Source organism: Bacillus sp. 5RYD7K, assembly GCF_059831465.1.
Genome location: NZ_CP191200.1, coordinates 3082849 through 3109699, shown reverse-complemented (window position 1 = coordinate 3109699; position 26851 = coordinate 3082849). Strand labels below are relative to the sequence as shown.

The following is a 26851-nucleotide window of genomic DNA, read 5'->3' as shown; positions in this document are numbered from 1 at the left end:
ACGGACTTGGCAAAAGTCATCCAGCTGTCAGATGAACTTTCAAATAAAATAGCGGCCGGTGAGGTGGTGGAACGGCCTGCATCTGTCGTTAAAGAATTGGTGGAAAACGCCATCGACGCAAACAGCACAGTCATTGAAATTGATATAGAGGAAGCGGGACTTTCGTCGATTCGGGTGCTTGACAACGGCGAAGGTATGGAAACCGATGATTGCAAACGGGCTTTCCGCCGCCACGCGACCAGTAAAATCAAAGATGAAAACGACCTGTTCCGGGTGAGAACACTCGGTTTCCGCGGAGAAGCTTTGCCAAGTATCGCGTCTGTTTCTCATCTGGAAATTAAAACGAGCATCGGCGAGGGAGCGGGAACTCATCTCATTCTTCAAGGCGGGAATATCATTTCTGAACAGAAATCCTCCAGCAGAAAAGGAACGGAGATCATCGTTACCAACCTGTTTTTCAATACACCCGCCAGATTAAAATATATGAAAACCGTGCATACGGAACTCGGCAATATTACGGATGTCGTCAACCGGATCGCCCTTGCGCATCCGGAAGTATCCATCCGCCTCCGCCACCAGGGGAAAAATCTTCTGCAGACAAACGGCAATGGAGACGTGCGCCATGTGCTGGCCGCGATTTACGGGACGGCGGTTGCGAAAAAAATGATACCGCTCCATGTCAGCTCGCTTGATTTTGAAGTCAAGGGCTACATTGCGCTGCCGGAAATCACGCGTGCATCCAGAAACTACATGTCATCTGTCATTAACGGGAGATACATTAAGAATTTCCCGCTTGTTAAAGCGGTGCACGAGGGCTATCACACGCTTCTGCCGATCGGCCGCCATCCGATTACGTTTATCGAAATTACGATGGACCCGATTTTGGTCGATGTCAATGTCCATCCGTCGAAACTTGAAGTCCGCCTCAGCAAAGAGACGGAACTGCATGAGCTGATCCGTGACGGGATAAAGGAAGTATTTCAAAAGCAGCGGCTGATTCCGAGCGCCCAGCTTCCGAAAAAATCAGCGCCGGCGCCGGTCAAAAACGAACAGCAATTCATAACGTTCGAGGAAAATGCCCCTGAGCGGAAACTGCCGGAAAAAATGCCGGAACCGTCGTACTCGCCGATGAAGCTGAGTTCGGTCGTAAAAGAGCCGGCTTCGGTAATAGAAGAAGAGTTCCTCCCGAAGGAAGCGGATGATGACGTGCCGTCGGAGATCAGCATGCCGGAACCGGAAGCACCTGTTTCCGATATTCCGGAGCCTGAAGAGGAGGCTGTCTCTGAAGAGATACGGGAAGAAAGGGTCCCGGTGATGTATCCGATCGGCCAAATGCACGGGACCTATATTTTAGCCCAAAACGAAAACGGGTTATATATCATTGACCAGCATGCGGCTCAAGAGCGGATTAAGTACGAATATTTCCGGGAAAAAGTCGGGCAGGTTGAGCCTGAAGTGCAGGATATGATCGTGCCGCTCACCTTTCATTATGCGGCAAATGAAGCGCTGATTATTGAACAGCACCAGCAGGAGCTTGAAAGCGTCGGGGTATTTTTAGAAGCATTCGGCACGAACAGCTATATCGTCCGCTGTCATCCGGCCTGGTTTCCAAAAGGAGAAGAAGCTGAATTGATTGAAGAAATCATTCAGCAGGTGCTTGACGCCAAACGGATCGACATTAAAAAGCTGCGGGAGGAAGCGGCCATTATGATGAGCTGTAAAGGCTCGATCAAAGCGAACCGCCATTTGCGCAACGATGAAATCAAAGCGCTCTTGGACGATCTGCGCCGAACGACAGACCCGTTCACATGCCCGCACGGCCGGCCGATTATTATTCATCACAGCACGTATGAGATGGAGAAGATGTTTAAACGTGTGATGTAGCAGGGTTCTGTGTGGGATGCACCCCTCGTGCCCACATTTTGCCCACTGATTTTTAGCTGTTTAGGTATTCATCAAACCGATTAATGCTGAATATCTTTTCAAAAGCCGCGAAGGGATCAACAAGCCCATTTCCCGGTCGATGGCTTATAAGATTCTAAGGGCCGCCGCTGAGTATGTCGGTTTGGATGATATAGGCACGCACACGTTGAGAAAAACATTCGGGTGCCATTTTTACAAGCAAACAAAAGACGTTGCCATGCTGCAGGAGATTTTTAATCACTTAGATCAGCGGACAACCCTTCGATACATTGGAATCAATCAGGCTGCCATGAACAACGCTATGAAGAAATTTAAAATATAAGCAGACTCATCTCATAAACAAGATGAGTCTTTTTTTCTGCATATTTTTAATGATTCCCTTCAAAAAGTAAACGTGGAATTCATTTTAGGTGCATGGTTTGAAAACAGAGGGGAGAAAGGGCTGAAACATCAGAGGAACCAAGATTTAAACTTGTTTTAATGTTTAAAAGGTCAAATGATTATAAAAGTAATCGGAAAGCTACATGATTATCATGAGTTTTATGAGTACCTCCTTTTACAAATTCACAGGGAGATGGGGGAAGAATTGAAATAAAATTTGAATTTGGTGAGCTGACAATCTAAAAAAGTCAAAGGGGACTAGTAATTAGCCCCCCTAAATTTAGTTCTTTCTGCGTTTTTTTGTGTTTTTGATTAAACTGAAAACGACTAAGAGAACGACACCAACAGCAACGATATAAAATGAAATTTCTGCTGCTGGGGTGTTAATCTTCTTAAGAACAAGGATAAGCCCTATTAAAACTATAGGAATGATGTAAGTTAGAATTCTTATCGCTTTTGGGCTTGGTTCAGCGTTTCTTTTATTTTCCATAATTACCTCCCGTCTAAAGCTTAACACAGGTTAAATTTGATCATCACCAACAATAGTCCCGTTTAAAGAGAAAACATAAGAGTTTAAGTCATCCATCAAGCAGAGTACGTGCCGTTTGGATCAGAAGATGCTTTATCTTTCTGGCATAAAAGATTACTCAGGAGAGAATGCACCGGCTGTTCCAAGTTTTGGACTGTACTCTGGCAAAAGAAAGTAAAGAAACAACATCTTGTGTGTGAATTACGTCGTATTTTTTCTGATTCGAATTGTGCGTTAATGCCAGCTCATAAGCATAACATTGAAATTCGGTGTCAGGAACTAAGGTATTCTGATATATTTTGAGGAAGCCGAATGGGTTTAGTTTTAGCTTGAAGAAAAGGATTGAAATAAGAATCAAGATTGAGAGTCATTTAAAGACTGATTTTCCTCTCCGGCTATTTGAGCAATTCCTTGTTTTTATTCTTTTTATCCGAAAATTATACCATTCTTCATTTTCTGAATAAAATCTCCTAAAGTATTCATGTAAATGAATATTCTTATTTCCTTATATATTACGATAACAAATTTTAAAAACCGGCGGCTGGTTCTTTTGGTTGATTTGAACAGTTTTTTATCTTTACCGGAAAATCCATGGAAAAACGCGGTGTCATCTGGTAAAGTGGTTACAGCCGGCTGGGCGGCGGCAGCAGTCTGTCCGGATCTTTTGAATGGGAATGGTGACAATGGATCATACATATGAAGTGCATCAAATTAAAACCTATCACCAGATGTGGTCCAACTATTGTTATATTATCGCAGACCGATCAAAAAAATCTGCGATAGCGGTGGACCCGTCCTGGGAAATCGGCAAAATAACCGATAAACTGCATGAATTGGATGTTGATTTATCAGCTGTTTTATTAACACATTCACATTATGACCATGTAAACTTGGCGGAGCCGCTTCAGCAAATCTATCACTCTGATGTATACATGTCGTCAGCTGAAATCGATTACTATCAATTCCGGTGCAGAAACTTAATAGCGCTTGAAGACGGACAGACCTTTGCGGCGGGGGGATTTATCATCAAGAGCATACTGACTCCGGGACATACGGCCGGAGGGATGTGCTATTTGCTTTCTGATCACCTTTTTACCGGTGACACCGTGTTTACCGAAGGTTGCGGTATATGTGAGGACAGAGGCAGTTCTGCGGAAGATATGTTTAACAGTATACAGCGGATCAAAGCCTCCATTCCGCCGCATGTACGAGTATATCCTGGGCATTCTTTCGGGGAGAAACCGGGTCAAAAAATGGAGAGTCTTTTGAAAAACAATATTTACTTTCAAATTGACAAAAAAGAACATTTCGTGAATTTTCGCACCAGAAAAAATCAAAAAGGGCTGTTTCATTTTAAGTAGCGTATAATTTAGTTCTATTTAACTGCTTTTTCTTTCGGGATTAGAAATATCTGAAATAAAAAGATAGTAATTGCTTTCTTTTTGTTGATTTATGCCTGATTAACAGGGGTTTGCGGGAAGGAGCGCAGGGCAGGCTGGGTGGGACATTCTGCTTATAACTGTTCCGAAAGACCTAAACACGCCTTCTCCTAGGAAAAAATAGGCATTCTTCAGGAGTCCGCATAGGATAAATTAACTTGACATGGTATTTTTGTGAAGTTACTATCAACTTGAATATGCTTCTTATCTGAATCCGAGAAAGGATGGCTGAGAAAATGATTACATACTTATTCCCAGGACAAGGTTCTCAAAAACAGGGAATGGGAAGTTCATTGTTTGATGAATTTAAAGACTTAACTGAGCAGGCTGATGACACACTCGGATATTCTATGAAGCGGCTTTGCCTTGAGAATCCGTATTCCAATCTTCACAAGACCCAGTTCACTCAGCCCGCTTTATATGTAGTCAACGCGTTAAGCTATTTGAAAAAAATCCAAGACAATGACATAAAGCCGGATTATGTGGCCGGCCACAGTTTGGGAGAATATAATGCGCTGTTTGCCGCAGGCGCTTTTGATTTTATTACGGGCTTGCAGCTTGTCCGTAAAAGAGGCGAATTAATGAGTATGGCCACTGACGGAAAAATGGCCGCCGTCATGGGATTAACTGCACCTCAAGTGGCAGACGTCCTTCAAACGAACGGATTACATACGATTGATATTGCTAATATGAATTCTCCTCATCAAGTTGTCATATCCGGACGAAAAGAAGACATTGAAAGAGCCAAAAGCGTATTCGAAGAAATAAAAGATGTGACGATGTTTCATCCGTTAAACGTAAGCGGCGCTTTTCACTCGAGATATATGAGTGAAGCAAAACAAGAGTTCGAAAAATTTTTACAGTCATTTCATTTTTCTGCTATATCAATTCCTGTCATTTCTAACGTGCATGCCAGACCTTATGAACAAGACGAAATCCCCTCCGTTCTGGCTGATCAGATCGACCATTCAGTACGATGGCACGACAGCATCCGCTATCTCCTGAACATCGGGCGGATGGAATTTGAAGAAGTCGGCCCGGGCCATGTGCTGACAGGACTTATTCACCGCATCAAAAAAGAAACTGAAACTTTACCCGCGATGTAGCGGAACATAAGACAAAATTCTTTTCTCACACAACATTGCCCAGTCATACAACATCACGATCACTTCACTTCACGACATCACGAAACACTCACGAATCAATATTTCAAAAAAACATATAGCGAAAAGGAGAATAAATGAGCCAGTCAATTGTTTTCATGTTTTCCGGACAGGGTTCCCAATATTATCACATGGGAAAAGAGCTGTTTGCACATAACGCCGTTTTTCGGCAGAAAATGCTCGACTTGGACGATTTTGCCGCCAGTCGTTTCGGTGTTTCTGTCCTTAAAGAGTTTTATCATACAGCCAATCGTTTGTCCGATCCATTTGACCGCCTTCTTTTCAGCCATCCCGCCATTTTTATGGCTGAGTACGCACTCGCGTATGCTTTGGAACAAAAAGGCATACGTCCCGATTGTGTAATCGGAGCGAGCCTCGGTGAATATGCGGCGGCCGCTGTGTCGGGTGTGCTCAGCCCCGAAGACGCATTAGATTGCGTGCTGGAACAGGCCGAAATCATTACGGAAACATGCCGCAACGGCAGCATGCTTGCGGTACTGGGGAATCCGAAATTATACCAAGATGACCCGCTGCTCCATGAAAATAGTGAATTGGCCGCTGTTAACTATCAATCTCACTTTGTCATCTCCGGAGAGCGGGGACACATCAGAAAAATCATGGACGACCTGAGAGAAAAGCAGATTCCTCATCAGCTGCTGCCGGTATCATATGGGTTTCACTCAGCGATGGTTGATCAGGCGGAGCATCCGTACAAGCGCTTTTTGGCTCGGAAATCAATCCGGACTCCGTTTATTCCGTTCATTTCCAGTGCGACTGGAGAGGCTGAGACGGATATTCAAGCGGACTTTTTCTGGAATGTTGTCAGAAAGCCGATTCGATTCCGCGAAGCGCTTCAATTTGCTGAAAGCCGCGAAAAGGGATTGTATATTGATGCCGGGCCTTCCGGAACATTGGCCGCATTTGCCAAACAGATTCTTCCCGCAGGATCGGCTGAACGCATCCGTACTATTATGACGCCGTTCCATAAAGAACAAACCCATTTGCAGCAAATCGAAGACATCATTTTATCATCGTCCGGAAGGAGACTGTAAGATGATCAGCTTTGTTTTTCCCGGCCAAGGTTCACAAAGAATAGGGATGGGAGAGGAGCTGTTCGGCCGCTACCCTGAATTAACCGCAAAGGCCGATCATATTCTCGGATATTCCGTTCAGGATCTGTGCAGGGACGGAGAACGTCTCAATCAGACTCAATTCACTCAGCCGGCACTCTATGTCGTCAATGCCCTGAGTTATTTGAAAAAAACAGAAGATACCGGCTTGAAACCGGATTTTACCGCCGGACACAGTTTAGGAGAATATAACGCGTTATACGCCTCGGGAGCCTTTAATTTTGAAGAAGGCTTGCAGCTGGTCAAAAAGAGGGGCGAACTGATGAGCCGCGCAAAAGGAGGCGGCATGGCAGCGGTGATCGGCCTGACTCATGAGCAGGTGACGGACGTTTTAAGAGAATCTCAATTACATATGATTGATATCGCCAACATGAACACACCGCAGCAAATTGTCCTTTCCGGATATAAAGAAGATATTGAAAAAGCCGCAGCCGTATTTGAATCTGTAAATGGCGTGAAAATGGTTCACCGCTTAAATGTCAGCGGCGCTTTTCATTCCAGATACATGCTGGAGGCGAAGGAGGAGTTTTCACGGTTTATTGAATCTTTCCATTTTAAGCCGCTGTCTATTCCGGTCATTTCAAATGTGACGGCAAGGCCTTATGAGCAGAGTGAGCTGAAAGAGACACTCGCCGCGCAAATAACGGGATCTGTGAACTGGACAGACAGCATCCGTTTCTTAATGGGACGAAAAAACATGAGCTTTGAAGAAATCGGTCCGGGAAAAGTGCTGACCGGGCTGATTCAAAGAATTACAGCTGAAGCGAAGCCGATAACAGCTGAAATCAAAGCTCCGGCTGCCGCTGAAAAAAGCTCAATTACGGCGGCATCTTTAGGAAGTGAAGAGTTTAAACGTGATTATCGGCTGAAATACGCCTATCTGGCCGGCGGCATGTACCGCGGAATCGCTTCGAAGGAGATGGTCGTCGGGCTGGCCAAAAAAGGAATGATGGGCTTTTTCGGAACGGGCGGATTGAGCATCGGACAGACGGAGGACGCCATTTTGTCAATTCAGCATGAGCTTCGTGACGGCGGTTCCTTCGGCATAAATGTTGTACATAATATGAAGCATGCAGATTCTGAAGAAAAAATGGTTGATCTTTTACTGAAGCATGGGGTGCAGAATTTGGAAGCATCAGCATTTTTAACGGTTACTCCCGCTTTAGTCAGGTTTCGCGCTAAGGGGTTAAAGCGAGATGCAGACGGACAAGTGACAGCGCGTCAGCGGATTATCGCCAAACTGTCCCGTCCGGAAGTAGCGGAAGCATTTCTCAGCCCGGCGCCTGATCATATGTTGCAAAAGCTTGCAGCCGAAAACAAGATTACCGCTGAGGAAGCGAATCTGATGAGAGAAATACCCGTTGCGCATGACATCTGCGTGGAGGCCGATTCGGGCGGCCATACTGACGGCGGAGCTGCTTACAGCCTCATGCCGGCGATCGTCCGTTTAAGAGATGACATGATGAAAAAATATCGATACGGCAAAACTGTCCGTATCGGAGCCGCAGGGGGAATCGGAACGCCTGAGGCTGCCATGGCTGCATTTATGCTCGGCGCTGATTTTATTGTGACCGGGTCCATTAACCAATGCACTGTTGAAGCGGCGACAAGCATTCCCGTCAAGGATCTGCTTCAGCAGATGAATGTACAGGACACGGCTTATGCGCCGGCCGGCGATATGTTTGAATCAGGCAGCAAAGTGCAGGTATTAAAGAAAGGACTGTTCTTCCCGACCCGCGCTGCTAAACTGCATGAACTGTATCAGCGTCACGGCTCAATCGAAGAAATTGATGAAAAGACAATCAGACAAATAGAAGAGAAGTATTTTAAGGCAAGTGTAAGCAGTGTTTATGAAAAAGTGAAGGCGCACTATTCGAGAGAAGACATTTCAAAAGCCGAACGGAATCCGAAACAGAAAATGGCGCTTATATTCAAATGGTATTTCAGGCAAAGCTCCGCCTCGGCGATTAAAGGAGATCCCGATGCCAAGGTAGATTACCAGATTCATTGCGGGCCGGCATTGGGAGCCTTTAATCAATGGGTGAAAGGTACGGAGCTGGAATCCTGGAAAAACCGCCATGCCGATGGAATCGGCCTGCTGCTGATGGAAGAGACGGCCTCGCTTTTGAATCAGAAGTTAAGTTCATTTTTGCAAACGTGTTGACAAGACGAAATGATAGATTGAAAACATGGAATATTCATAAAAAGAATGAAACAGGGAGGAACTGACAATGAGTAAAGATAGAATCTTTGAATTGCTGCAGAACACAATTTACGAGGTTTTGCCTGATTTAGAAGGCGAACGGCTCTCACATGAAGACCGTTTAGTTGATTTGGGGGCGGATTCAGTGGATCGTGCAGAAATTATCACGATGATGCTGGAGGAATTATCTTTGCAGATCCCGCGTGTGGAGCTGACAGGAGTCTCAAACATCGGCGAATTGGCTGAAAAGCTTTATGAAAAGGTACAGGCCGTCTAATAAAACGGCGCAAAAATCGGAAGCTCAAAATTCATATTGGAGGCGAAGTTCATGACTGCTGCCGGAATAGAAGCGATAAATGTGTTTGGCGGGACGGCATACCTCGATGTCATGCAGCTGGCGGAGTACAGAAACTTAGACCCTGCCAGATTTGAGAATTTACTGATGAAAGAAAAAGCGGTGGCGCTTCCTTATGAAGACCCCGTTACATTCGGCGTTAACGCGGCAAAGCCGATTATCGACCGATTGACAGAGGCTGAAAAAGACAGAATCGAGCTGCTGATTACCTGCTCGGAGTCCGGCATCGACTTCGGAAAATCACTCAGTACATATATTCATGATTACTTAGCCCTCAATCGGAACTGCCGTTTATTTGAACTGAAGCAAGCCTGCTATTCAGGAACGGCGGGCCTGCAGATGGCGCTTAACTTTATTTTGTCACAGACGTCCCCAGGAGCGAAAGCGCTTGTCGTTGCGACGGATATTTCCCGGTTTTTAATTGCCGAAGGCGGCGATGCGTTAAGCGAAGATTGGTCTTACGCAGAACCGAGCGCCGGAGCGGGTGCCGTCGCCTTATTGATCGGTGAAAATCCGATCGTATTTCAGGCAGATGCAGGCGCAAACGGCTACTACGGCTATGAGGTGATGGATACATGCCGCCCGATCCCGGACAGTGAAGCCGGTGACGCCGACTTGTCATTGATGTCTTACCTTGATTGCTGTGAACAGACATTTCGCGAGTACAAAAAACGTGTGCCGGGCGCCGACTACAAAGAGACGTTTCACTACCTTGCCTTCCATACACCGTTTGGCGGCATGGTAAAAGGAGCCCACCGGACGATGATGCGCAAGCTTGCAAAAGCGAAAAACGCTGAGATCGAACAGGATTTTCAAACAAGGGTAGAGCCGGGGCTCCGCTACTGCCAACGAGTCGGAAACATTATGGGCGCAGCCTCTTTATTGGCTCTTGCCAGTACGATTGACCAAGGGGCATTCGGCACTTCTAAACGGATCGGCTGTTTCTCCTACGGGTCAGGATGCTGTTCGGAATTTTACAGCGGCGTTGTGACGCCTGAGGGACAGGCGCGGCAGCATTCTTTCAAGATAGAAGAGCATCTGAACGACAGATACAGGCTGTCCATGGAGGAGTATGAAGAATTGTTTAAAGGCAGCGGTTTGGTCAAATTCGGAACCCGGAATGTCAAATTGGACATAAATATGATTCCGAACATTTTAGACCATCATACCGGAAGCCCCCGTTTATATTTGGAAGAAATCACGGAATTTCACCGGAAATACAGGTGGATCCCGTGACCTATGAGACGATAAAGGTCCGTTTTCAGCAAAATGTCTGTTTCATCACCTTTTATCGGCCTGAAGCCAACAATACGATTAATGAGCGTTTAGTGGAGGAATGCCTGCATGTTCTTTCTGAATGTGAAGACTCCGTGACCTCCGTAGTGCTTGAAGGGCTGCCGGAGGTATTTTGTTTCGGGGCGGATTTCGATGAGATGTACGAGAAAATGAGACAAGGCATGCAGCATGCGGAATCACAGGAGCCGCTTTACCGTTTGTGGCTGGCATTAAAATCCGGGCCGTACATCACCATCGCCCGCGTGCGCGGAAAAGTAAATGCGGGAGGTGTCGGATTTGCCGCCGCGTGCGATATCGTCATCGCAGACGAGAGTGCTTCATTCAGTTTATCTGAACTGTTATTCGGGCTGTATCCCGCCTGCGTTCTGCCGTTTTTAATTCAAAGAATCGGATTTCAAAAGGCGCATTATATGACGATTATGACAAAGCCCGTGCCGGCAAGGCAAGCGCTTGAATGGGGACTTTGTGACGTATGCGTTTCGGACAGCGCAACAGAGCTGAGAAAGCATTTGCTGCGCCTTCGTCCGCTGTCGAAAAAAGCAGTCATCCGCTATAAACGATACATGGATTCCTTAAACGACCTTGTTCATCGTTCGAAATCCGCTGCTTTAGCCGAAAATCAAGCGATGTTTTCAGATCCGGATAACCAATCAGCCATCATCCGTTATGCAGAAACGGGGCGGCTTCCTTGGGAAACGGAGAACAGTTAGGAGGATATCATGCCGAACGCCGCAGTTGAACTGCTCGAAATTGAACCGGAAATTATCCAAGTGACAATGCAGGATAAAGCACACAAAAATGCCTTCTCCAAAGAGCTGACGGATGGATTGATGGAGGCTTTCGCCCGTGTTAAAAAATCGTCCGTCTATAAAGCTGTGATTTTAACAGGCTACGGCCATTACTTTGCTTCCGGAGGCACACAGGAAGGCTTACTGAGGATTCAGCAGGGCATCACGAAATTTACGGAAGACCGCATGTACTCTTTAGCGCTGGAATGTGATATCCCCGTCATTTCCGCCATGCAGGGCCACGGAATCGGAGGCGGTTTTGTCATGGGGCTTTTCAGTGATTTTGTCATTTTAAGCAAAGAAAGCGTGTATACCGCAAACTTTATGAAATACGGCTTCACCCCCGGAATGGGCGCTACCTTCATCGTTCCGCAGAAGCTTGGAGCAAGCCTCGGACATGAAATGCTGTTAAACGGAGGCCATTACCGCGGCGGTGATCTGGAGAAAAGAGGGGTGCCTTTTCCGGTGCTTCCGAGGCAGGAAGTATTGGGATACGCGCAGGAACTGGCCCGTGAGCTTGCGGAAAAACCGAGAAACTCGTTAATCACATTGAAAAGGCACTTGGTGACGCCGTTTCGCGAGCAGCTGCCGGCCGTCATTGAGAAGGAGTTAATCATGCATGACCAGACGTTTCATGATGATGAAGTGAAAAAACGAATCACGACGATGTACGGAGTATAAGACATACAGATGAAATGGAGGCAGCTCTATGAAAAGTGATATGAAGGCAAGCGGGTTACTCAAGCCATCTGTCAGCTATGGAAAATCATTGCGGCTTTCAGCGGATCAGCCGATGACGATTCCTGAAGTCCTGCATAAAACCGCCGCGGCAGCGAATGATCAAAAGGGCATCACATATATACAGCCTGACGGCACCGAAGTGTATCAGACTTACAGCGGTTTGAAAAAGATCGCTCTTTCGATTGTGAAAGGACTCCGCCAATCAGGCGTGAAAGCCCATGATGAAGTCATTTTACAGCTCAGTGACAATTCTCAGCTGATTCCTGCCTTTTGGGGCTGTGTTTTTTTAGGAGCGATCCCGGTTCCGCTTGCGGCCGCTCCGGCTTATACGGAAATGAACAGCGGGACGCAAAAACTGAAAGACGCTTGGACGCTTTTGAATCAGCCTTATGTCATCACAAGCCGTGAAGTGCTGACGGAGATGACTGAATGGGCGAAGGATCAGGAGCTATCCGGGTTCTGCGCTTTGGCGGCAGAAGATCTTTCGGCGCATGAAATGGATACAGACTGCCATTATCCCCGTCCGGAAGATCTGGCGATGCTGCTGTTGACCTCGGGAAGCACGGGCACGCCGAAAGCCGTGATGCTCAGTCATGAAAACATCGTCTGCATGGTCAAAGGAAATATTCAAATGCAAGGCTATACAAGTGAGGATGTCACGTTTAACTGGATGCCTTTTGACCATGTCGGCGGCATCGGAATGCTTCATCTGCGTGATGTTTATCTCGGGTGTGAAGAAATCAACATACCGAGTGAATCCATTTTGATGGACCCTTTAAAATGGCTCGATCTGATTGATCATTACCGTGCTTCGGTCACGTGGGCGCCCAATTTCGCCTTCGGACTCCTCGCCGATTTCGCAGAAGAGATTCAAACGCGGAAATGGGACTTATCCTCCATGCGTTATATGCTGAACGGAGGGGAGGCTGCGGTTGCGAAAGTCGGACGCAGAATTATGGAGCTTTTAGAGCCGCACGGTCTGCCGGCTAATGCCATCCGTCCCGCATGGGGAATGTCTGAAACGTCTTCAGGGGTTATTTTCTCAGATGAATTCACGCTGGAAAACACGAGTGATGACGACCGCTTCGTGGAGATCGGTCTGCCGATTCCGGGGTTTAATATGAGAATTGCGGATGACCGCAATCAGGTGGTGGAAGAAGGAGAAATCGGCCGCTTCCAAGTGTCGGGTCTGACTGTGACAAGCGGATATTATGAGCGGCCGGACTTAAATGAGACTGTCTTTACAGAAGACGGCTGGTTTGAAACGGGAGATCTCGGATTTCTGCGGGAAGGCCGTCTGACGATAACGGGCCGCACGAAAGATGCCATCATTATCAACGGTGTGAATTATTACAGCCACGCCATTGAATCAGCCGTTGAGGAATTGCCGGAAATCGAAACGTCATATACAGCGGCATGCGCCGTCCGGCCGAATCAAAGCACGACAGATGAGCTGGCGATTTTCTTTGTGACATCTGTTCCATTGGATGAGAGCCGCCGGACGAAGCTGCTTCATCACATTCACCAGCATGTGACACAGCGAATCGGCGTCACCCCTGACTATCTGCTTCCGGTTGCGAAAGAAGACATTCCTAAGACGGCGATCGGAAAAATTCAGCGCACCCAGCTGAAACATTCATTCGAACAAGGGCAATTTGCTTCATTACATAATAACGGGCAAGAAGACGGCACTTCGGAATCAGCTTCTATAGAGAAAGAAATTGAACGGGATTTTATCCGCTTTCTGAAAGAGGAACTTTCCATCGCGGATGAACTTGTTGATTCAAATACACCGCTTCAAAGTCTTGGCGTCAATTCGATTAAGATGATGAAACTCGCCAGATCAATCGAAAAAACGTATCATATCCGGCTGACGGCAAGAGAGCTGCACCAAAACCCGACGATTGGCGCTTTAGCCGCTTATACTGCTGAAAAAGCGGCAAGCATGTCAGCTGACCATCACCCGGCAAAAGCCGGGCCGCCGGCAGAACGGGAGAGCAAGCAAACGGCGCCAGCGCTTTCAGAAGTGCAAAAAGGGCTGTGGACATTGCAGAAAATGTCGCCTGAAACGGCTGCATACCATGTCCCGCTCTGTTTCCGATTCACATCAGAAATCGACAAAAAGAAACTGAAACAGGCGTTTCAGCTTGTATTAAAACAGCACCCGATACTCAAAAGCGCCGTAAAGGAAACAGACGGCGGGTTTTATTTCATAGAAGCGGCAGATCCTTTTGTATTTTCGGAAGAAGATATTTCTGACGTAAATGAATCACAAATACCCGCTCTGATACGAAAAAAAGTGAAAGAGCCGTTTGTCAAAGAAGGCGGGCCTTTGCTGCGTGTGCAGCTGCTTTCAAAATCCGTCTCGGAACATTATCTTTTGACGGTCATTCACCATATCGTGTTTGACGGCATTTCATCCATTACATTTATTCACAGTCTGCTGGATCACTATCAGGCGCTGCTGCAGGGAGAAGAATTTACAGCTGGTGCTTCCGTACATTCCGATTACGCGGTTTGGGAAAAGAGGTACTTAGCAAGTGAGGAAAGCAAGAAAGACCGCGCTTACTGGATGGAACAGCTCGGAGGCGACCTGCCCGATCTTCAGCTTCCGCCGATGCGCACGGACAGCGGTGCTCCGGCGTTTACAGAAGATACGCTGACACGCCGTCTTCCCGAACGGCTGCTGAAAAATGTCACGGCATTTGCCGCATCGCGTTCGATTCATTTGTCCACCGTCTTGCTGAGCTGCTACATAGTGCTTTTAAGCAAGTATACGGATAAGGAAGATATTGTGACAGGCATGCCTGCAATGGTCAGACCGGAAGAACGCTTTGACGGGGTGATCGGCCATTTCCTCAACATGCTTCCCATACGGAGCAGAGCCGGACGGAAAGAAACATTTGCTGACTTTGTTCAAAAGGTGCAGGATGCGGTTTTGGATGGACTTGATCACTCATTTTATCCGTTTCCGAAAATGGTGCGTGATGTTCATGCGACACCTCGGCAGAACGGTTCGCCTATTTTCACTAATGCTTTTTTCTATCAAAATTTTCTGCAGCATTCAAGCTACCAAGCGATGCTTGATGAATATAAGGAATTCTCCTGTGAGTTTGTAAAAGGCATTCATCAGGAAGGGGAATATGATCTTGTATTTGAAATGTGGGAAGAAGCATCAGGCATGGATCTTACGATTAAATACAGCACTGAATTATTTGATGAAGCAGGGGCAGTCAGACTTTTTAACCAATTTGTACAGGCAGCAGAATCTTTGACGGCAAACGCGGATATGCCGCTTGAGAATGTTTCTCTCATGACAAAAAGAGAGGAGCAAAAGATTTTTAAGACTTGGAATGAGACAAGCCGTGAGTATCCGGATGCCTGCTTCCATGAATTATTCGAACGTCAGGCGGCAGAAACGCCTGATGCCTGTGCGGTTGTATATGAACAGCAAAAACTGACGTACCGTGAACTTGATGAAAAAAGCACGAAACTGGCGCTCTATTTGCAGGCGCACGGCGCGGGGCCTGATGATCTCATCGGCATTTATACAGATCGTTCATTGCATATGGCTGTCGGCCTTCTCGGCATTTTAAAAGCCGGGGGAGCGTATGTGCCGCTTGATCCTTCTTACCCCGCTGACAGATTGGAATATATGATTGCTGACAGCAGGATCTCAATGTGTCTGACGACAGCTGATTTAGAGCACTCTTTGAACTGGGGAGGCGTGCAGACAGCAGCCATTGACCGTGATTGGTCTGATATTGAAGAGACCGCGGGGGAAAGAATGGCGCTGAAACGGCTGGTGACGCCTGAAGACCTGGCGTATGTCATTTACACATCGGGCAGCTCGGGCAAACCGAAAGGTGTCATGATTCCGCATCGGGCGCTGACCAATTTCTTGATCTCGATGGCGCATGAACCGGGGCTTTCGTCCGAAGATAAACTGCTTGCCGTCACGACATATTGCTTTGACATCGCGGCATTGGAGCTGTACCTTCCCTTAATCACAGGTGCGGAATGCCATATCTGTAAGACAGAAGTCACAAAAGATGCACGAAAGCTGAAAGAACTGATTAAAGAGTACAAACCGACGATCATGCAGGCGACGCCGTTTACGTGGAAAATGCTCTTTCATTCCGGATGGACAAATGAAGAAAAAGTGAAAATCCTTTGCGGCGGTGAGGCGCTTAGCGAGCAATTGAAACAGCAGTTTCTCGATACGAAAAGTGAGGCTTGGAACATGTTCGGGCCGACAGAGACGACAATCTGGTCCGCGGTGCAGCGTATAACGGAAAATGAGAGCGCGCTTACGATCGGGCGCCCGATCGCCAATACCCGTGTGTATATGATGGATTCCAACCTCAACCCTGTTTTAGAAGGGGTGCCGGGAGAGCTTTGTATTGCGGGAGACGGATTGGCAAGAGGGTATTTCAACAAGCCTGAGCTGACGGACAAAGCCTTCGTCAGCCACCGTCTGGAACAGGGATCAAAGCTTTATAAAACAGGCGATATGGCGCGGTTTCTTCCCGGCGGCCGCATTGAATACATGGGGCGGATGGACAGCCAAGTCAAAATCCGCGGCTACCGGATTGAACCCGGAGATATTGAGAGCCGGCTGAATGCCCATCCGGCCGTACAGGAAAGCGTCGTTGTTGTAAACAATCACTCCGGAAATGAAAAGCTTTGCGCATTTTATATCCTGAAAAACGGAGAGCCGCTTCCGTCTTCAAAGGAATTGCGCAGGCATTTGAAACAAGCGCTGCCGGCCTATATGGCGCCAGCTTCCTTTATCCGTCTTGAAGAGCTGCCGCTTACGCCGAACGGAAAAGTTGACCGCAAGCTTCTTGCAGGGCGCGATCTAACAGAGAAAAAGCCTGAAACAAAAACATACTCTTCATCTCATATTCAGCAGGCGGTGCTTGCGATTTGGCAGGACGTATTAAAAAGCAGTGACATAGCGCTTGATGACCGCTTTTTTGATGCGGGAGGGGATTCGCTCCTTGCCGTGACTGTCACTGACCGGATGACGCGGGAATTGGATTGTGATTTCAGTGTGACGGAGCTGTTTGAATACGCGACGGTAAAAGACATCAGCCGGTATATCGCTGAACAAAAACCGCCAGAAGACGTTTTTGCATCTGTATCAGAAAAGAAAGTGAATGCAGAAAACCGCAAAAACCTGCCGGGAAAATTTCCCGATTATTATGAAGAAAGCGTCGCGGTTATCGGTATATCCTGTGAGTTTCCGGGAGCGAAAGACCATTATGAGTTTTGGAATAACATCAAAGAAGGCAAAGAAAGCATCACCTTCTTTTCAAAAGAGGAGCTCCGCCGTTTCGGTGTTTCCGAAGAGCTGGCTGATCATCCCGCCTTTGTTCCGGCTAAAGCAGTTTTAGAAGGAAAAGAAATGTTTGATCCGGGTTTCTTCGGCTTTTCACCGAAAGATGCGGAATATATGGATCCTCAGCTGAGAATGCTTTTGCTCCATTCATGGAAGGCGATTGAGGATGCGGGATATGTCTCAACAGACATTCCGGAAACAAGCGTGTATATGTCTGCAAGCGCCAACTCTTACCGCAGCCTGCTGCCGGAGGAGACGACAGCACAGCTGGAAACGCCGGATGGCTACGTGTCATGGGTGCTTGCCCAAAGCGGGACGATTCCGACGATGATTTCTCATAAACTCGGATTGAAAGGGCCGAGCTATTTTGTCCATGCCAACTGCTCATCTTCTTTAATCGGCCTGCATTCGGCTTTTCAAAGCCTGCAGTCCGGCGAAGCCAAATACGCCCTTGTCGGCGGTGCGACCCTTCATACGGAATCAAGTGCCGGGTATGTTCATCAGCCTGGGCTGAATTTTTCAAGCGACGGGCATATTAAAGCGTTTGACGCGGCTGCTGACGGAATGATCGGCGGTGAAGGGGCCGGTGCCGTGCTTTTGAAAAAAGCGTCTGATGCCGTTAGGGACGGCGACCATATTTATGCGCTGCTGCGCGGAATCGGCGTCAATAACGACGGAGCGGATAAGGTCGGATTTTACGCGCCGAGCGTCAAAGGACAGGCTGAGGTCATTCAGAAGGTCATTGATCAGACGGGCATCCATCCTGAAACGATCGCGTACGTCGAAGCGCACGGCACGGGAACAAAACTCGGCGACCCGATTGAACTGTCCGCGCTTCAATCTGTGTACGGCCGGTACACAGATAAAAAACAATACTGCGGCATCGGTTCAGTCAAAACAAACCTTGGGCATTTAGATACAGCCGCCGGAATGGCGGGCTGCATCAAGGTCGTCATGAGCTTATATCATCAGGAAATCGCGCCGAGCATCAATTACAAAGAGCCGAATCCTCATCTTCATTTAGAAGACTCTCCGTTTTACGTTGCGGAAGGGAAAAAAGAGTTAACCCGCGAGAACACAGCGCACCGCATGGCTTTAAGCTCTTTCGGGCTTGGCGGAACAAATACACATGCGATTTTTGAAGAATATCCCGAGGTGTCTGAAGCAGCAGAATGGACAGGTCCGTACATTATTCCGTTGTCTGCCAGAAAACAAGACCGTCTGAAGGAGTACGCAAAACGGCTGCTGGCTTTTCTCGATGCAAAAACGGACGCCGATCTTGCGGATATTGCCTACACTTACCAAGTCGGAAGGGAAGCGATGGAGGAGCGTGCGGCCTTTATCACAAGCGGCGCTGCGGAGCTGAAGCGGCAGCTTGCCGATTTTATCAATGATAAGCCGGCTGTAACAGGCTGCTTCAGGGGAGAAAAACAGCAGGCAAAAGACATCGCCTGGCTTTCTGATGATGATGACAGCGCTGAACTCATTGAGAAATGGCTTGCGAAAGGAAAAGGTTCGAAGCTATGTGAAATGTGGAGTAAAGGTGTCGCCGTCAATTGGCACAAGCTTTACAAAGACAAGTATCCGAAGCGGATCAGTGTGCCGGTCTACCCGTTTGCAAAGGAACCGTACTGGCCGAAAAAAGCTGAAACGAAAACATCTGCCGCACATACCGGAATCTCAGTTTTACACCCGCTCGTGCAGCAAAATACGTCAGACTTGGCCGTTCAGCGGTTCAGCTCACGGTTTACAGGCTCTGAATTTTTCCTGAAGGATCATGTGGTCAGAGAAAAAGCGGTGCTGCCGGGAGCGGCATATTTGGAAATGTCTTATGAAGCGGTAAAACGGGCGCTTGGCGGCTTATTAAAGGATCAAGACAGAATAACGCTCCATCATACGGTCTGGATGAAACCGATCGTCGTTCACGAACAAGAGCGCCAAGTCCATATTGCGCTGTTTCCTGAAGAAGACGGCATCATCTCGTATGACATTTACAGCGTAAACGCTGACGATGAAGAAGTGCTGCACAGCCAAGGACGGGCTGAAATCATAAAGGCAGACCGAGAGCCTGAGGCAGACCTTTCTGCCATACAAAGCAGGTGCACAGCGGACATTCTTGATCCGGCGGCCTTTTATCGGGAAGGCAGGAGCAGGGGAATGTTCCACGGAAAAGCCTTCCAAGGCATTAAGTCCGCCTTTATCGGTGAAAGAGAAGTGCTTTCTGCCATACAGCTTCCGGATTCTGTTTTTCATACGAACGGACAATTTACGCTTCATCCGAGCATCATTGATTCGGCTATTCAGACGGCGACGATCTGCATTATGCAGGAGTTTTCCGGACAAAAGCTGATTCTGCCGTTTGCGCTGGAATATCTTGAAGTCATCAAAGCATGCACACCGACTATGCGGGCGCATGCACGCTTCAGCGAAGGATATCAAGCCGGCGATTCCGTGCAAAAAGCCGACATTGACCTGTATGACGAAACAGGAGCGCTTTGCGTGAAGGTGAGAGGCTTCTCTACGAGAGTGCTTGAAGGCGATGCAGAATCGGCTCAGCCATCGGGCTCGGAAAAGGTCTTGTTTACACCGGTGTGGAAAGAAGCTGCGGCATCCGAGAAAGCTTTTGTCCATGCTGATGAGCATTTGATTATTCTTTGTGAAGATGCAGTCCATCTAAAAAATGAAGCTGCATCCGGTCTGAAAGACGCTGAACTGCTGATTGCGGAAGGTGAGGGCGGAACAGCCGCTGAACGCTTCCAAACCTATGCGCAGATGATCGCTGAACACATCCGGCGGATCATAAGCGAAAAAAGGCAGGGCCGCATTCTGATTCAGACCGTTATTTCAGCAGACGGAAGCCAGCAATTGTTTGCGGGGTTAACCGGTTTGTTAAAAACAGCCGAGCTGGAATACGGAAAACTTGACTGTCAGCTCATCGAAATAGATTCAATCGGCGAAATGCCGGCTGTCGCTCAAAAACTGAAAAACGACAGTCATCGGCCGCATGATAAACACATCCGTTATAAAGGAGAAAAACGGTATGTGAAGGCCTGGGAGGAAATGCATCCTGCAGGTGGCGGCACCGTCTGGAAGGACGAAGGCGTATACCTGATTACCGGAGGCGCCGGAAGCTTAGGCTTGATGCTTGCAAAAGAAATCACTGATCGCGTAAAACACCCGAAGATCATTCTGGCCGGCCGCTCAAATGTGACGGAAGCTAAACAGCGTGAGCTCGACATGCTTCGGCATGCGGGCGCAAATGTTGTGTACAAAAAGCTGAATGCGGCAGACCGGCAGGAAAATGAGGCGCTGATAAAAGAGATTACGGCGGAATTCGGGGAGCTTAACGGAATTATTCACGCTGCGGGCGTGATACAAGACCGCTTCCTGCTGCAAAAAACGAAGGAAGAATTCCGGGAAGTGCTGGATCCGAAAGTGATCGGCACCGCTTATTTAGATGAAGCCAGCAAAGACTGCAGCCTTGACTTTTTCGTATTGTTCTCCAGTGTTTCCGGCGTTCTCGGCAATGTCGGGCAGGCTGATTATGCCGCCGGCAACGCGTTTATGGATGCGTACGCCGCTTACAGGCAGTCCCTTACGGAGAATGGCCTGCGGCACGGAAAAACGATCGCCTTTAACTGGACGCTGTGGAAAGATGGCGGCATGCAGGCGGGAGACGAGACGGAGAGAATGATGAAAAAAGCTTTCGGCATGGTTCCACTTCAAAAGGCGGCCGGCTTGGCTGCATTCTATGAAGGCCTGGCTCAGGAAAAGCCGCAAGTTTTAGCAGCTGAAGGCTACAAGGCAAAATTAAAACAGACGTTCCTATCCATTTCTGAAGCTGACAAGAAGCAGGAGAAGACGACAGAGCCTGTATCAGCCGTTACATCAGGCAAATGGCACGATTCACTTATCCGAATGGTCAGTTCGATTTTAAAAGTCAGCCAAGACGAGATTGATATCGATACGGAGCTGAGTGAATACGGCTTTGATTCTGTATCATTTACCGTTTTTACGAATCAATTAAATGAGGCGTATCAGCTGGAGCTGGCGCCGACGATCTTCTTCGAGCACGGTACGATCCGCAGTTTAGCGGAATATTTGACAGATGAGGCTGCCGGCCTTCCTTCTCAGCCGGAAGAAAAACAAGATGAAGAGGAAGCTCTTCCGATGCTTCATACCGCTTTGACAGACATGGTAAGCGGAATTTTAAAAGTCGGACGTGAGGATATTGAGATTGAAACGGAATTGAGTGAATACGGTTTTGATTCCGTAACGTTCACCGTCTTTACAAATCAATTAAATGAAGCGTATCAGCTGGAGCTGGCGCCGACGATTTTCTTTGAGCACGGGACGATCAGCGATCTGGCCGGATATTTGGCAAAAGAGCATCCGGGCCGTTTCGGCGAAAAGAAGAAAGAGACGCCGAAAAAAGAGCAGCCAAAAGCCCATAAGCCGAAAACGCAGAGAAGAAAGCGTTTCGCGACGGTAATGCACGCTGCGGCAGAGACAAAAGAACCGCGCCGCTTTGATCCGGTTGCGATTGTCGGAATCAGCGGCAGATTCCCTGGCGCAAAAGATATAGAGGAATTTTGGCGCAATCTGAAAGAAGGAAAAGATTCTATCACAACGATTCCGAAAGACCGCTGGGATTGGGAAGTGTTTGATGGCGACCCGAATCTTGAAGGGAATAAAACGAATATCAAGTGGGGCGGCTTTATCGACGGAATAGCTGAATTTGATCCGCTGTTCTTTGGAATTTCACCGCGGGAAGCCCAATATTTAGATCCGCAGCAGCGGCTGTTATTGACTTATGCTTGGCGGGCGATAGAAGATGCGGGCTGTAAGCCGGAGAGCCTTTCCGGCACAAATACAGGCGTCTTCATCGGAACCGGAAATACCGGTTATAAAGATTTGTTCACAAGAGCAGGTCTTGCGCCGGAAGGACATGCGGCGACAGGCAGCATGATTCCTTCCATAGGTCCGAACCGTCTGAGTTATCTGTTAAATCTTCACGGGCCGAGCGAGCCGATTGAAACAGCATGCTCAAGCTCGCTTGTGGCGATCCATCGGGCGGTATCCGCCATAGAAAACGGAGAATGCGACATGGCGATTGCCGGAGGGATCAACACGATTTTGACTGAAGAAGCGCATATCAGCTACAGCAAAGCAGGCATGCTCAGCAAAGACGGAAAATGCAAAACCTTTTCCAAAGACGCCAACGGGTATGTCAGAGGAGAAGGCGCGGGCATTCTGATGCTGAAGAAATTGACAGATGCCGAACGGGACGGAAATCCGATTTACGGCGTAATTCGCGGGACGGCTGAAAACCACGGCGGCCGGGCGAATACGTTAACCTCGCCGAATCCGAAACTGCAGGCTGACTTATTGGTGAAAGCATACCGGAAAGCGGGAGTGGACCCGAGCACCGTCACTTATATTGAAGCGCACGGTACAGGAACGGAATTGGGTGATCCGATTGAAATAAACGGTTTGAAAGCGGCGTTTCACGAGCTGGCGAAAGCAAATCAAGAGCCTGAAGTCTCCGGTCATCGCTGCGGCATCGGTTCGGTCAAAAGCAATATCGGCCATTTAGAGCTTGCCGCGGGAGTATCAGGCGTCATGAAAGTGCTTTTGCAGATGAAGCACAAAACGCTGGTGAAAAGCCTTCATTGCGAGACGATCAATCCTTACATTCAGCTGGATGACAGTCCTTTCTATATCGTGCGGGAAAATCAGGAGTGGACCGCTGCGGAAGATAGAAACGGAAATGCGATTCCGCGCCGGGCCGGGGTCAGCTCATTTGGCATCGGCGGGGTCAACGCCCACATTGTCATTGAAGAGTATGTCCCGAAAGAAACCGCTCAGCCTGAGCACGGTCCGGAAAACCCGGCGATCATCCTTCTGTCCGCCAAATCAAAAGAAAAATTGTTTGAACAGGCACAGCAGCTGCAAAAAGCGATCCGCCAAACGCAGTACACAGATCAAGACTTGGCGGCTGTCGCTTATACGCTGCAAACCGGAAGAGACGAAATGGAAGAGCGCCTTGCCATTCTTGCAGCGACGATGGCGGAATTGGAAACAAAGCTGGAAGCATTTACGGAAAATGAGAAAAACATCGCCGGACTGTATACCGGCCAGTCTCACCGCAACAAAGATACGTTTGCTCTGTTTACGGCGGATGAAGATATGGACATCGTCATTGATGCCTGGGTCAGAAAAGGAAAATTCGCCAAGCTGGCCGAGGTATGGGCGAAAGGCGGCGTGTTGAATTGGAACCGGCTGTATGAAAAAGGCACACCGCGTTTACTCAGTCTGCCGTCTTATCCGTTCGCAACAGACACGTATTGGGTGCCGGAGAATCGTGACAAAAATAATAAGGTCCATATAGAAGAACGGATCAAACGTATTCTGACGAAACAATGGGAGCTGAGCCCGCTCGAACTGCGTGAACCGTGTGCACGCCCCGTTGCGATTTTGACAGGCGGGGATACAATCAATCTCGCAGAAGAGGTCGCAGCGCATATCCCGAATCACCGTATCATCACCGCATCAGGCTTTAGCGGTGAATATGACTGGCAGGCGTTTGACGGAGTCATCGACCTCCTCGGCGCAGCGAAAGAAGATTCTGAAGACATGGCCGCTATCCAATGGCTTCAGCAATTGATTGAGCATGGACATAAAGAAGGGATGACACTGCTTTGTGTCACAAAAGACCTTGAGTCAATAGAAAAAGAGGCCAATCAAATAATGGGAGCAAAACGGGCCGGTCTGTACAGAATGCTGGCGTACGAATACAGCCATCTGTCATCAAGGCATCTCGATCTTGAAGGAGCGCTTTCGGACGACATATTGGCGAAGCAAATTGCCGATGAGTTTCATGCCCGTGCTGATGATGCGGAAGTTTGCCGAAGAGGCGGCGTGCGTTACCGTGCCGTATTGAGAGCCTCAGAAAACATAGAGATGAAAGGCGGGAGAATTGATTTTTCGCACAGCCATGCGCTGCTGATTACCGGGGGCACGAGGGGGATCGGTCTTTTATGCGCACGCCATTTTGCCGAACATTACGGAGTGAAAAAACTGGTGCTTACCGGCCGTGAGACCCTTCCGCCGCGAAATGAGTGGACGGGCGGCCTGAATGAGGTGCCGGATTCTATAAAAGCGAAAATTGAAGCTGTTCTCGACTTGGAATCCAAAGGTGTACAAGTGAAGGTATTGTCCGTCCCATTAGCGGATGAAGTCGGACTGAGACAAGAACTGGATCAGATCAAACAGACGCTCGGACCAATCGGCGGGGTTATCCACTGCGCGGGTGTGACTGATAAAGAGACGCTCGCATTCATCAGAAAAACCGATGAGGATATACAGCGTGTGCTTGAGCCGAAAGTAGACGGGCTACGGGCGCTATACAGTGTGCTCAGCGAAGAGCCGCTGAAGTTTTTCGTCCTGTTTTCTTCCGTGTCAGCTGCGATACCGGCGCTTTCAGCAGGACAGGCCGACTATGCCATGGCTAATGCGTATATGGACTATTTTGCAAACTCATACAAAGAGCAGCTGCCGATCGTAAGCATTCAGTGGCCGAACTGGAAAGAAACCGGAATGGGAGAAGTAACGAACAAAGCTTATAAAGAGAGCGGGTTATACAGCATCACGAATGCAGAAGGATTACAGCTTCTTGACGGCATACTTCTTACATCAGCAAGGGGCCCGGTGCTGCCGGCCGTTTTGAATCCTAAGCTGTGGAAACCGGAGCAGTTCATGCGGCAAAGCAGCCAGGATAAGCCGATAAGTCCGGCTGCGGTAAAACCGAAAAAAACAGCTGATTCGGCCGCGGACAACGAACAATTAACAAAGAAAACAGAAGAGTGGCTGACAGGATTATTTTCTGAAGAGCTGCGGATTGACCAGGATCAGCTTGAGACAGACGTATTATTCCAAGATTACGGAGTGGACTCCATTATCCTTGCCCAGCTTTTGCAGCGGATCAATCGGAATCTCGCAGCATCGCTTGACCCATCCATTCTGTATGAATATCCGACGATTCAATCTTTCGCAAATTGGCTTCTCGATGGATATACAGAAGAGTTGTCAGATCTGTTTGATATGGCGGCGGGGTCTGTTATGAAGGCACCGGCTGAGCCGGTCATTGAAACACAAGCCGTTAAGGCGGAAGAAGAGCCGGCCGGAAATCAGATTCACGGGGAAGATATCGCGGTCGTCGGCATGTCCTGCCGGTTTCCGGGAGCGGCTTCCTTAGAAGCATACTGGTCGCTTTTGGCTGAAGGCCGTTCGGCCGTCCGTCCTGTCCCGGATGAGCGTTGGGGTTTGAAGACGCCTTATTACGCAGGAATGCTTGATGGAATTCATCAATTTGACCCGGATTTCTTTCTGCTGGCTGAAGAGGATGTGAAGGCAATGGACCCTCAAGCTTTGGCCGCTCTGGAAGAATGCCTTAACCTGTGGTATCACGCCGGCTATACGCCGGATGAGATAAAGGGAGAGGCAATTGGTGTGTATCTCGGCGGACGGAGCCGGCACAGACCGGGTGAAGAGAAACTGCTGGACGCGAAAAATCCGATCGTCGCGCTGGGCCAGAACTATTTGGCCGCAAACCTCTCTCAATACTTTGATATGCGCGGCCCGAGTGTTGTCCTCGATACGGCTTGCTCTTCTGCTTTAGTCGGAATGAATATGGCCGTTCACGCCCTTGCAACAGGAGAAATAAAAGCGGCCGTTGTCGGCGGTGTAAGCCTGTTTGAATCTGAAGAAACCCATAAATTGTTTGAACAGCGCGGCATTTTAAGTAAAGCGCAGTCGTTCCATGTATTTGACGAACGCGCCGATGGAGTCGTACTGGGCGAGGGTGTCGGAATGGTTCTTTTAAAAACCGTGTCTCAGGCCGTGAAAGACGGAGATTCCATTTATGCCGTGGTGAAGGCGGCTTCTGTCAATAATGACGGAAGAACGGCGGGCCCGGCTACGCCGAGCCTTGAAGCGCAAAAGGCCGTCATGAAGACAGCTCTTGAAAAAAGCGGAAAACGGCCGGAAGACATCACTCATATTGAAGCGAACGGTTCAGGTACGGTCGTCACTGATCTGTTAGAACTGAAGGCCATTCAATCCGTCTACCGCACAACAGATGGCGGACCGCTCGGAATCGGATCTGTGAAACCGAACATCGGGCACCCGCTTTGTGCGGAAGGAATTGCAAGTTTCATAAAAGTTGTGCTCATGCTGAAAGAAAAGAGCTTTATCCCGTTTTTATCAGGTGAGCATGAACTTGCACATTTCGACAGAGAAAAGGCCAATTTCCAGTTCAGCCGCACTCTGACAGACTGGCCGTCATCGATACCGGCGGCAGGAATAAACTGCTTTGCCGACGGCGGAACAAACGCCCATGTCATTGTGGAAGCGTGGCAGGAAGATGAAGGACGACGAATCAAGCGCCATCCTTTAACACCGCCTGCACTAAATAAGCGGCTGATTTCGCAGGGCAAAGAAGAAACGAACGAAAAAGCTGCGGCAAACATCTGGGATACCTATGAAGTGGAGGTTTAAC

Annotated in this window: 11 protein-coding genes and 1 pseudogene; 11 read left to right on the top strand and 1 reads right to left on the bottom strand. The window is 48.4% G+C overall.

Translation table 11 applies throughout. The annotated features are described in order from the left end of the window. Nucleotides 1-6 precede the first annotated feature (6 nt). Nucleotides 7-1884, top strand: a complete 1878-nt coding sequence (mutL, locus tag ACQE26_RS15240; protein ID WP_500469996.1) for a DNA mismatch repair endonuclease MutL — start codon at nucleotides 7-9, stop codon at nucleotides 1882-1884. Between the two features lie 88 nt (nucleotides 1885-1972). Next, nucleotides 1973-2245: pseudogene (locus ACQE26_RS15235) on the top strand (tyrosine-type recombinase/integrase); the annotation flags it as partial. A gap of 339 nt (nucleotides 2246-2584) precedes the next feature. Here ACQE26_RS15235 and ACQE26_RS15230 read toward each other — a convergent pair. Continuing rightward, on the bottom strand, nucleotides 2585-2794 hold the full coding sequence (locus ACQE26_RS15230; protein ID WP_500469995.1) for a hypothetical protein: 210 nt from the start codon (nucleotides 2792-2794) through the stop codon (nucleotides 2585-2587). Between the two features lie 722 nt (nucleotides 2795-3516). On the opposite strand from ACQE26_RS15230, the gene ACQE26_RS15225 reads away from it, so the two are divergent. The 9 genes from ACQE26_RS15225 (at nucleotide 3517) to ACQE26_RS15185 (ending at nucleotide 26850) form a co-directional block, all read left to right on the top strand. Next, entirely contained in the window at nucleotides 3517-4194 is a 678-nt protein-coding gene (locus tag ACQE26_RS15225) for an MBL fold metallo-hydrolase (protein WP_060962747.1), read from the top strand. A 314-nt stretch (nucleotides 4195-4508) separates the two neighbouring features. Then, nucleotides 4509-5378, top strand: coding sequence for an ACP S-malonyltransferase (gene fabD / locus ACQE26_RS15220; RefSeq protein WP_500469994.1), 870 nt, complete (start codon nucleotides 4509-4511; stop codon nucleotides 5376-5378). Nucleotides 5379-5512: 134 nt separating this feature from the next. Further along, on the top strand, nucleotides 5513-6487 hold the full coding sequence (locus tag ACQE26_RS15215; RefSeq protein WP_500469993.1) for an acyltransferase domain-containing protein: 975 nt from the start codon (nucleotides 5513-5515) through the stop codon (nucleotides 6485-6487). A gap of 1 nt (nucleotide 6488) precedes the next feature. After that, nucleotides 6489-8729 carry an ACP S-malonyltransferase gene (gene fabD, locus ACQE26_RS15210; protein ID WP_500469992.1) on the top strand — a complete coding sequence of 747 codons (2241 nt, stop codon included), beginning with the start codon at nucleotides 6489-6491 and terminating at the stop codon, nucleotides 8727-8729. 67 nt (nucleotides 8730-8796) lie between these two features. Continuing rightward, on the top strand, nucleotides 8797-9045 hold the full coding sequence (locus ACQE26_RS15205) for an acyl carrier protein (protein WP_016936047.1): 249 nt from the start codon (nucleotides 8797-8799) through the stop codon (nucleotides 9043-9045). Nucleotides 9046-9096: 51 nt separating this feature from the next. After that, the gene (locus ACQE26_RS15200) at nucleotides 9097-10359 is read left to right on the top strand and encodes a hydroxymethylglutaryl-CoA synthase family protein (protein ID WP_500469991.1); all 1263 of its coding nucleotides are present in this window, start codon (nucleotides 9097-9099) and stop codon (nucleotides 10357-10359) included. Then, the gene (locus tag ACQE26_RS15195) at nucleotides 10356-11129 is read left to right on the top strand and encodes an enoyl-CoA hydratase/isomerase (protein WP_438421971.1); all 774 of its coding nucleotides are present in this window, start codon (nucleotides 10356-10358) and stop codon (nucleotides 11127-11129) included. The genes ACQE26_RS15200 and ACQE26_RS15195 overlap by 4 nt, the downstream gene beginning before the upstream one ends. Before the next feature lie 9 nt (nucleotides 11130-11138). Continuing rightward, on the top strand, nucleotides 11139-11888 hold the full coding sequence (locus ACQE26_RS15190; protein WP_500469990.1) for a polyketide synthase: 750 nt from the start codon (nucleotides 11139-11141) through the stop codon (nucleotides 11886-11888). A gap of 28 nt (nucleotides 11889-11916) precedes the next feature. Then, entirely contained in the window at nucleotides 11917-26850 is a 14934-nt protein-coding gene (locus ACQE26_RS15185) for an amino acid adenylation domain-containing protein (RefSeq protein WP_500469989.1), read from the top strand. The last annotated feature ends 1 nt before the right edge of the window (nucleotide 26851 follow it).

What these genes read in the sequence shown, in the direction of transcription:
- ACQE26_RS15230 (WP_500469995.1), bottom strand. Translation starts at nt 2,794, where the DNA reads ATGGAAAATAAAAGAAACGCTGAACCAAGCCCAAAAGCGATAAGAATT.
- ACQE26_RS15225 (WP_060962747.1), top strand. Translation starts at nt 3,517, where the DNA reads ATGGATCATACATATGAAGTGCATCAAATTAAAACCTATCACCAGATG.
- fabD (WP_500469994.1), top strand. Translation starts at nt 4,509, where the DNA reads ATGATTACATACTTATTCCCAGGACAAGGTTCTCAAAAACAGGGAATG.
- ACQE26_RS15215 (WP_500469993.1), top strand. Translation starts at nt 5,513, where the DNA reads ATGAGCCAGTCAATTGTTTTCATGTTTTCCGGACAGGGTTCCCAATAT.
- fabD (WP_500469992.1), top strand. Translation starts at nt 6,489, where the DNA reads ATGATCAGCTTTGTTTTTCCCGGCCAAGGTTCACAAAGAATAGGGATG.
- ACQE26_RS15205 (WP_016936047.1), top strand. Translation starts at nt 8,797, where the DNA reads ATGAGTAAAGATAGAATCTTTGAATTGCTGCAGAACACAATTTACGAG.
- ACQE26_RS15200 (WP_500469991.1), top strand. Translation starts at nt 9,097, where the DNA reads ATGACTGCTGCCGGAATAGAAGCGATAAATGTGTTTGGCGGGACGGCA.
- ACQE26_RS15190 (WP_500469990.1), top strand. Translation starts at nt 11,139, where the DNA reads ATGCCGAACGCCGCAGTTGAACTGCTCGAAATTGAACCGGAAATTATC.
- ACQE26_RS15185 (WP_500469989.1), top strand. Translation starts at nt 11,917, where the DNA reads ATGAAAAGTGATATGAAGGCAAGCGGGTTACTCAAGCCATCTGTCAGC.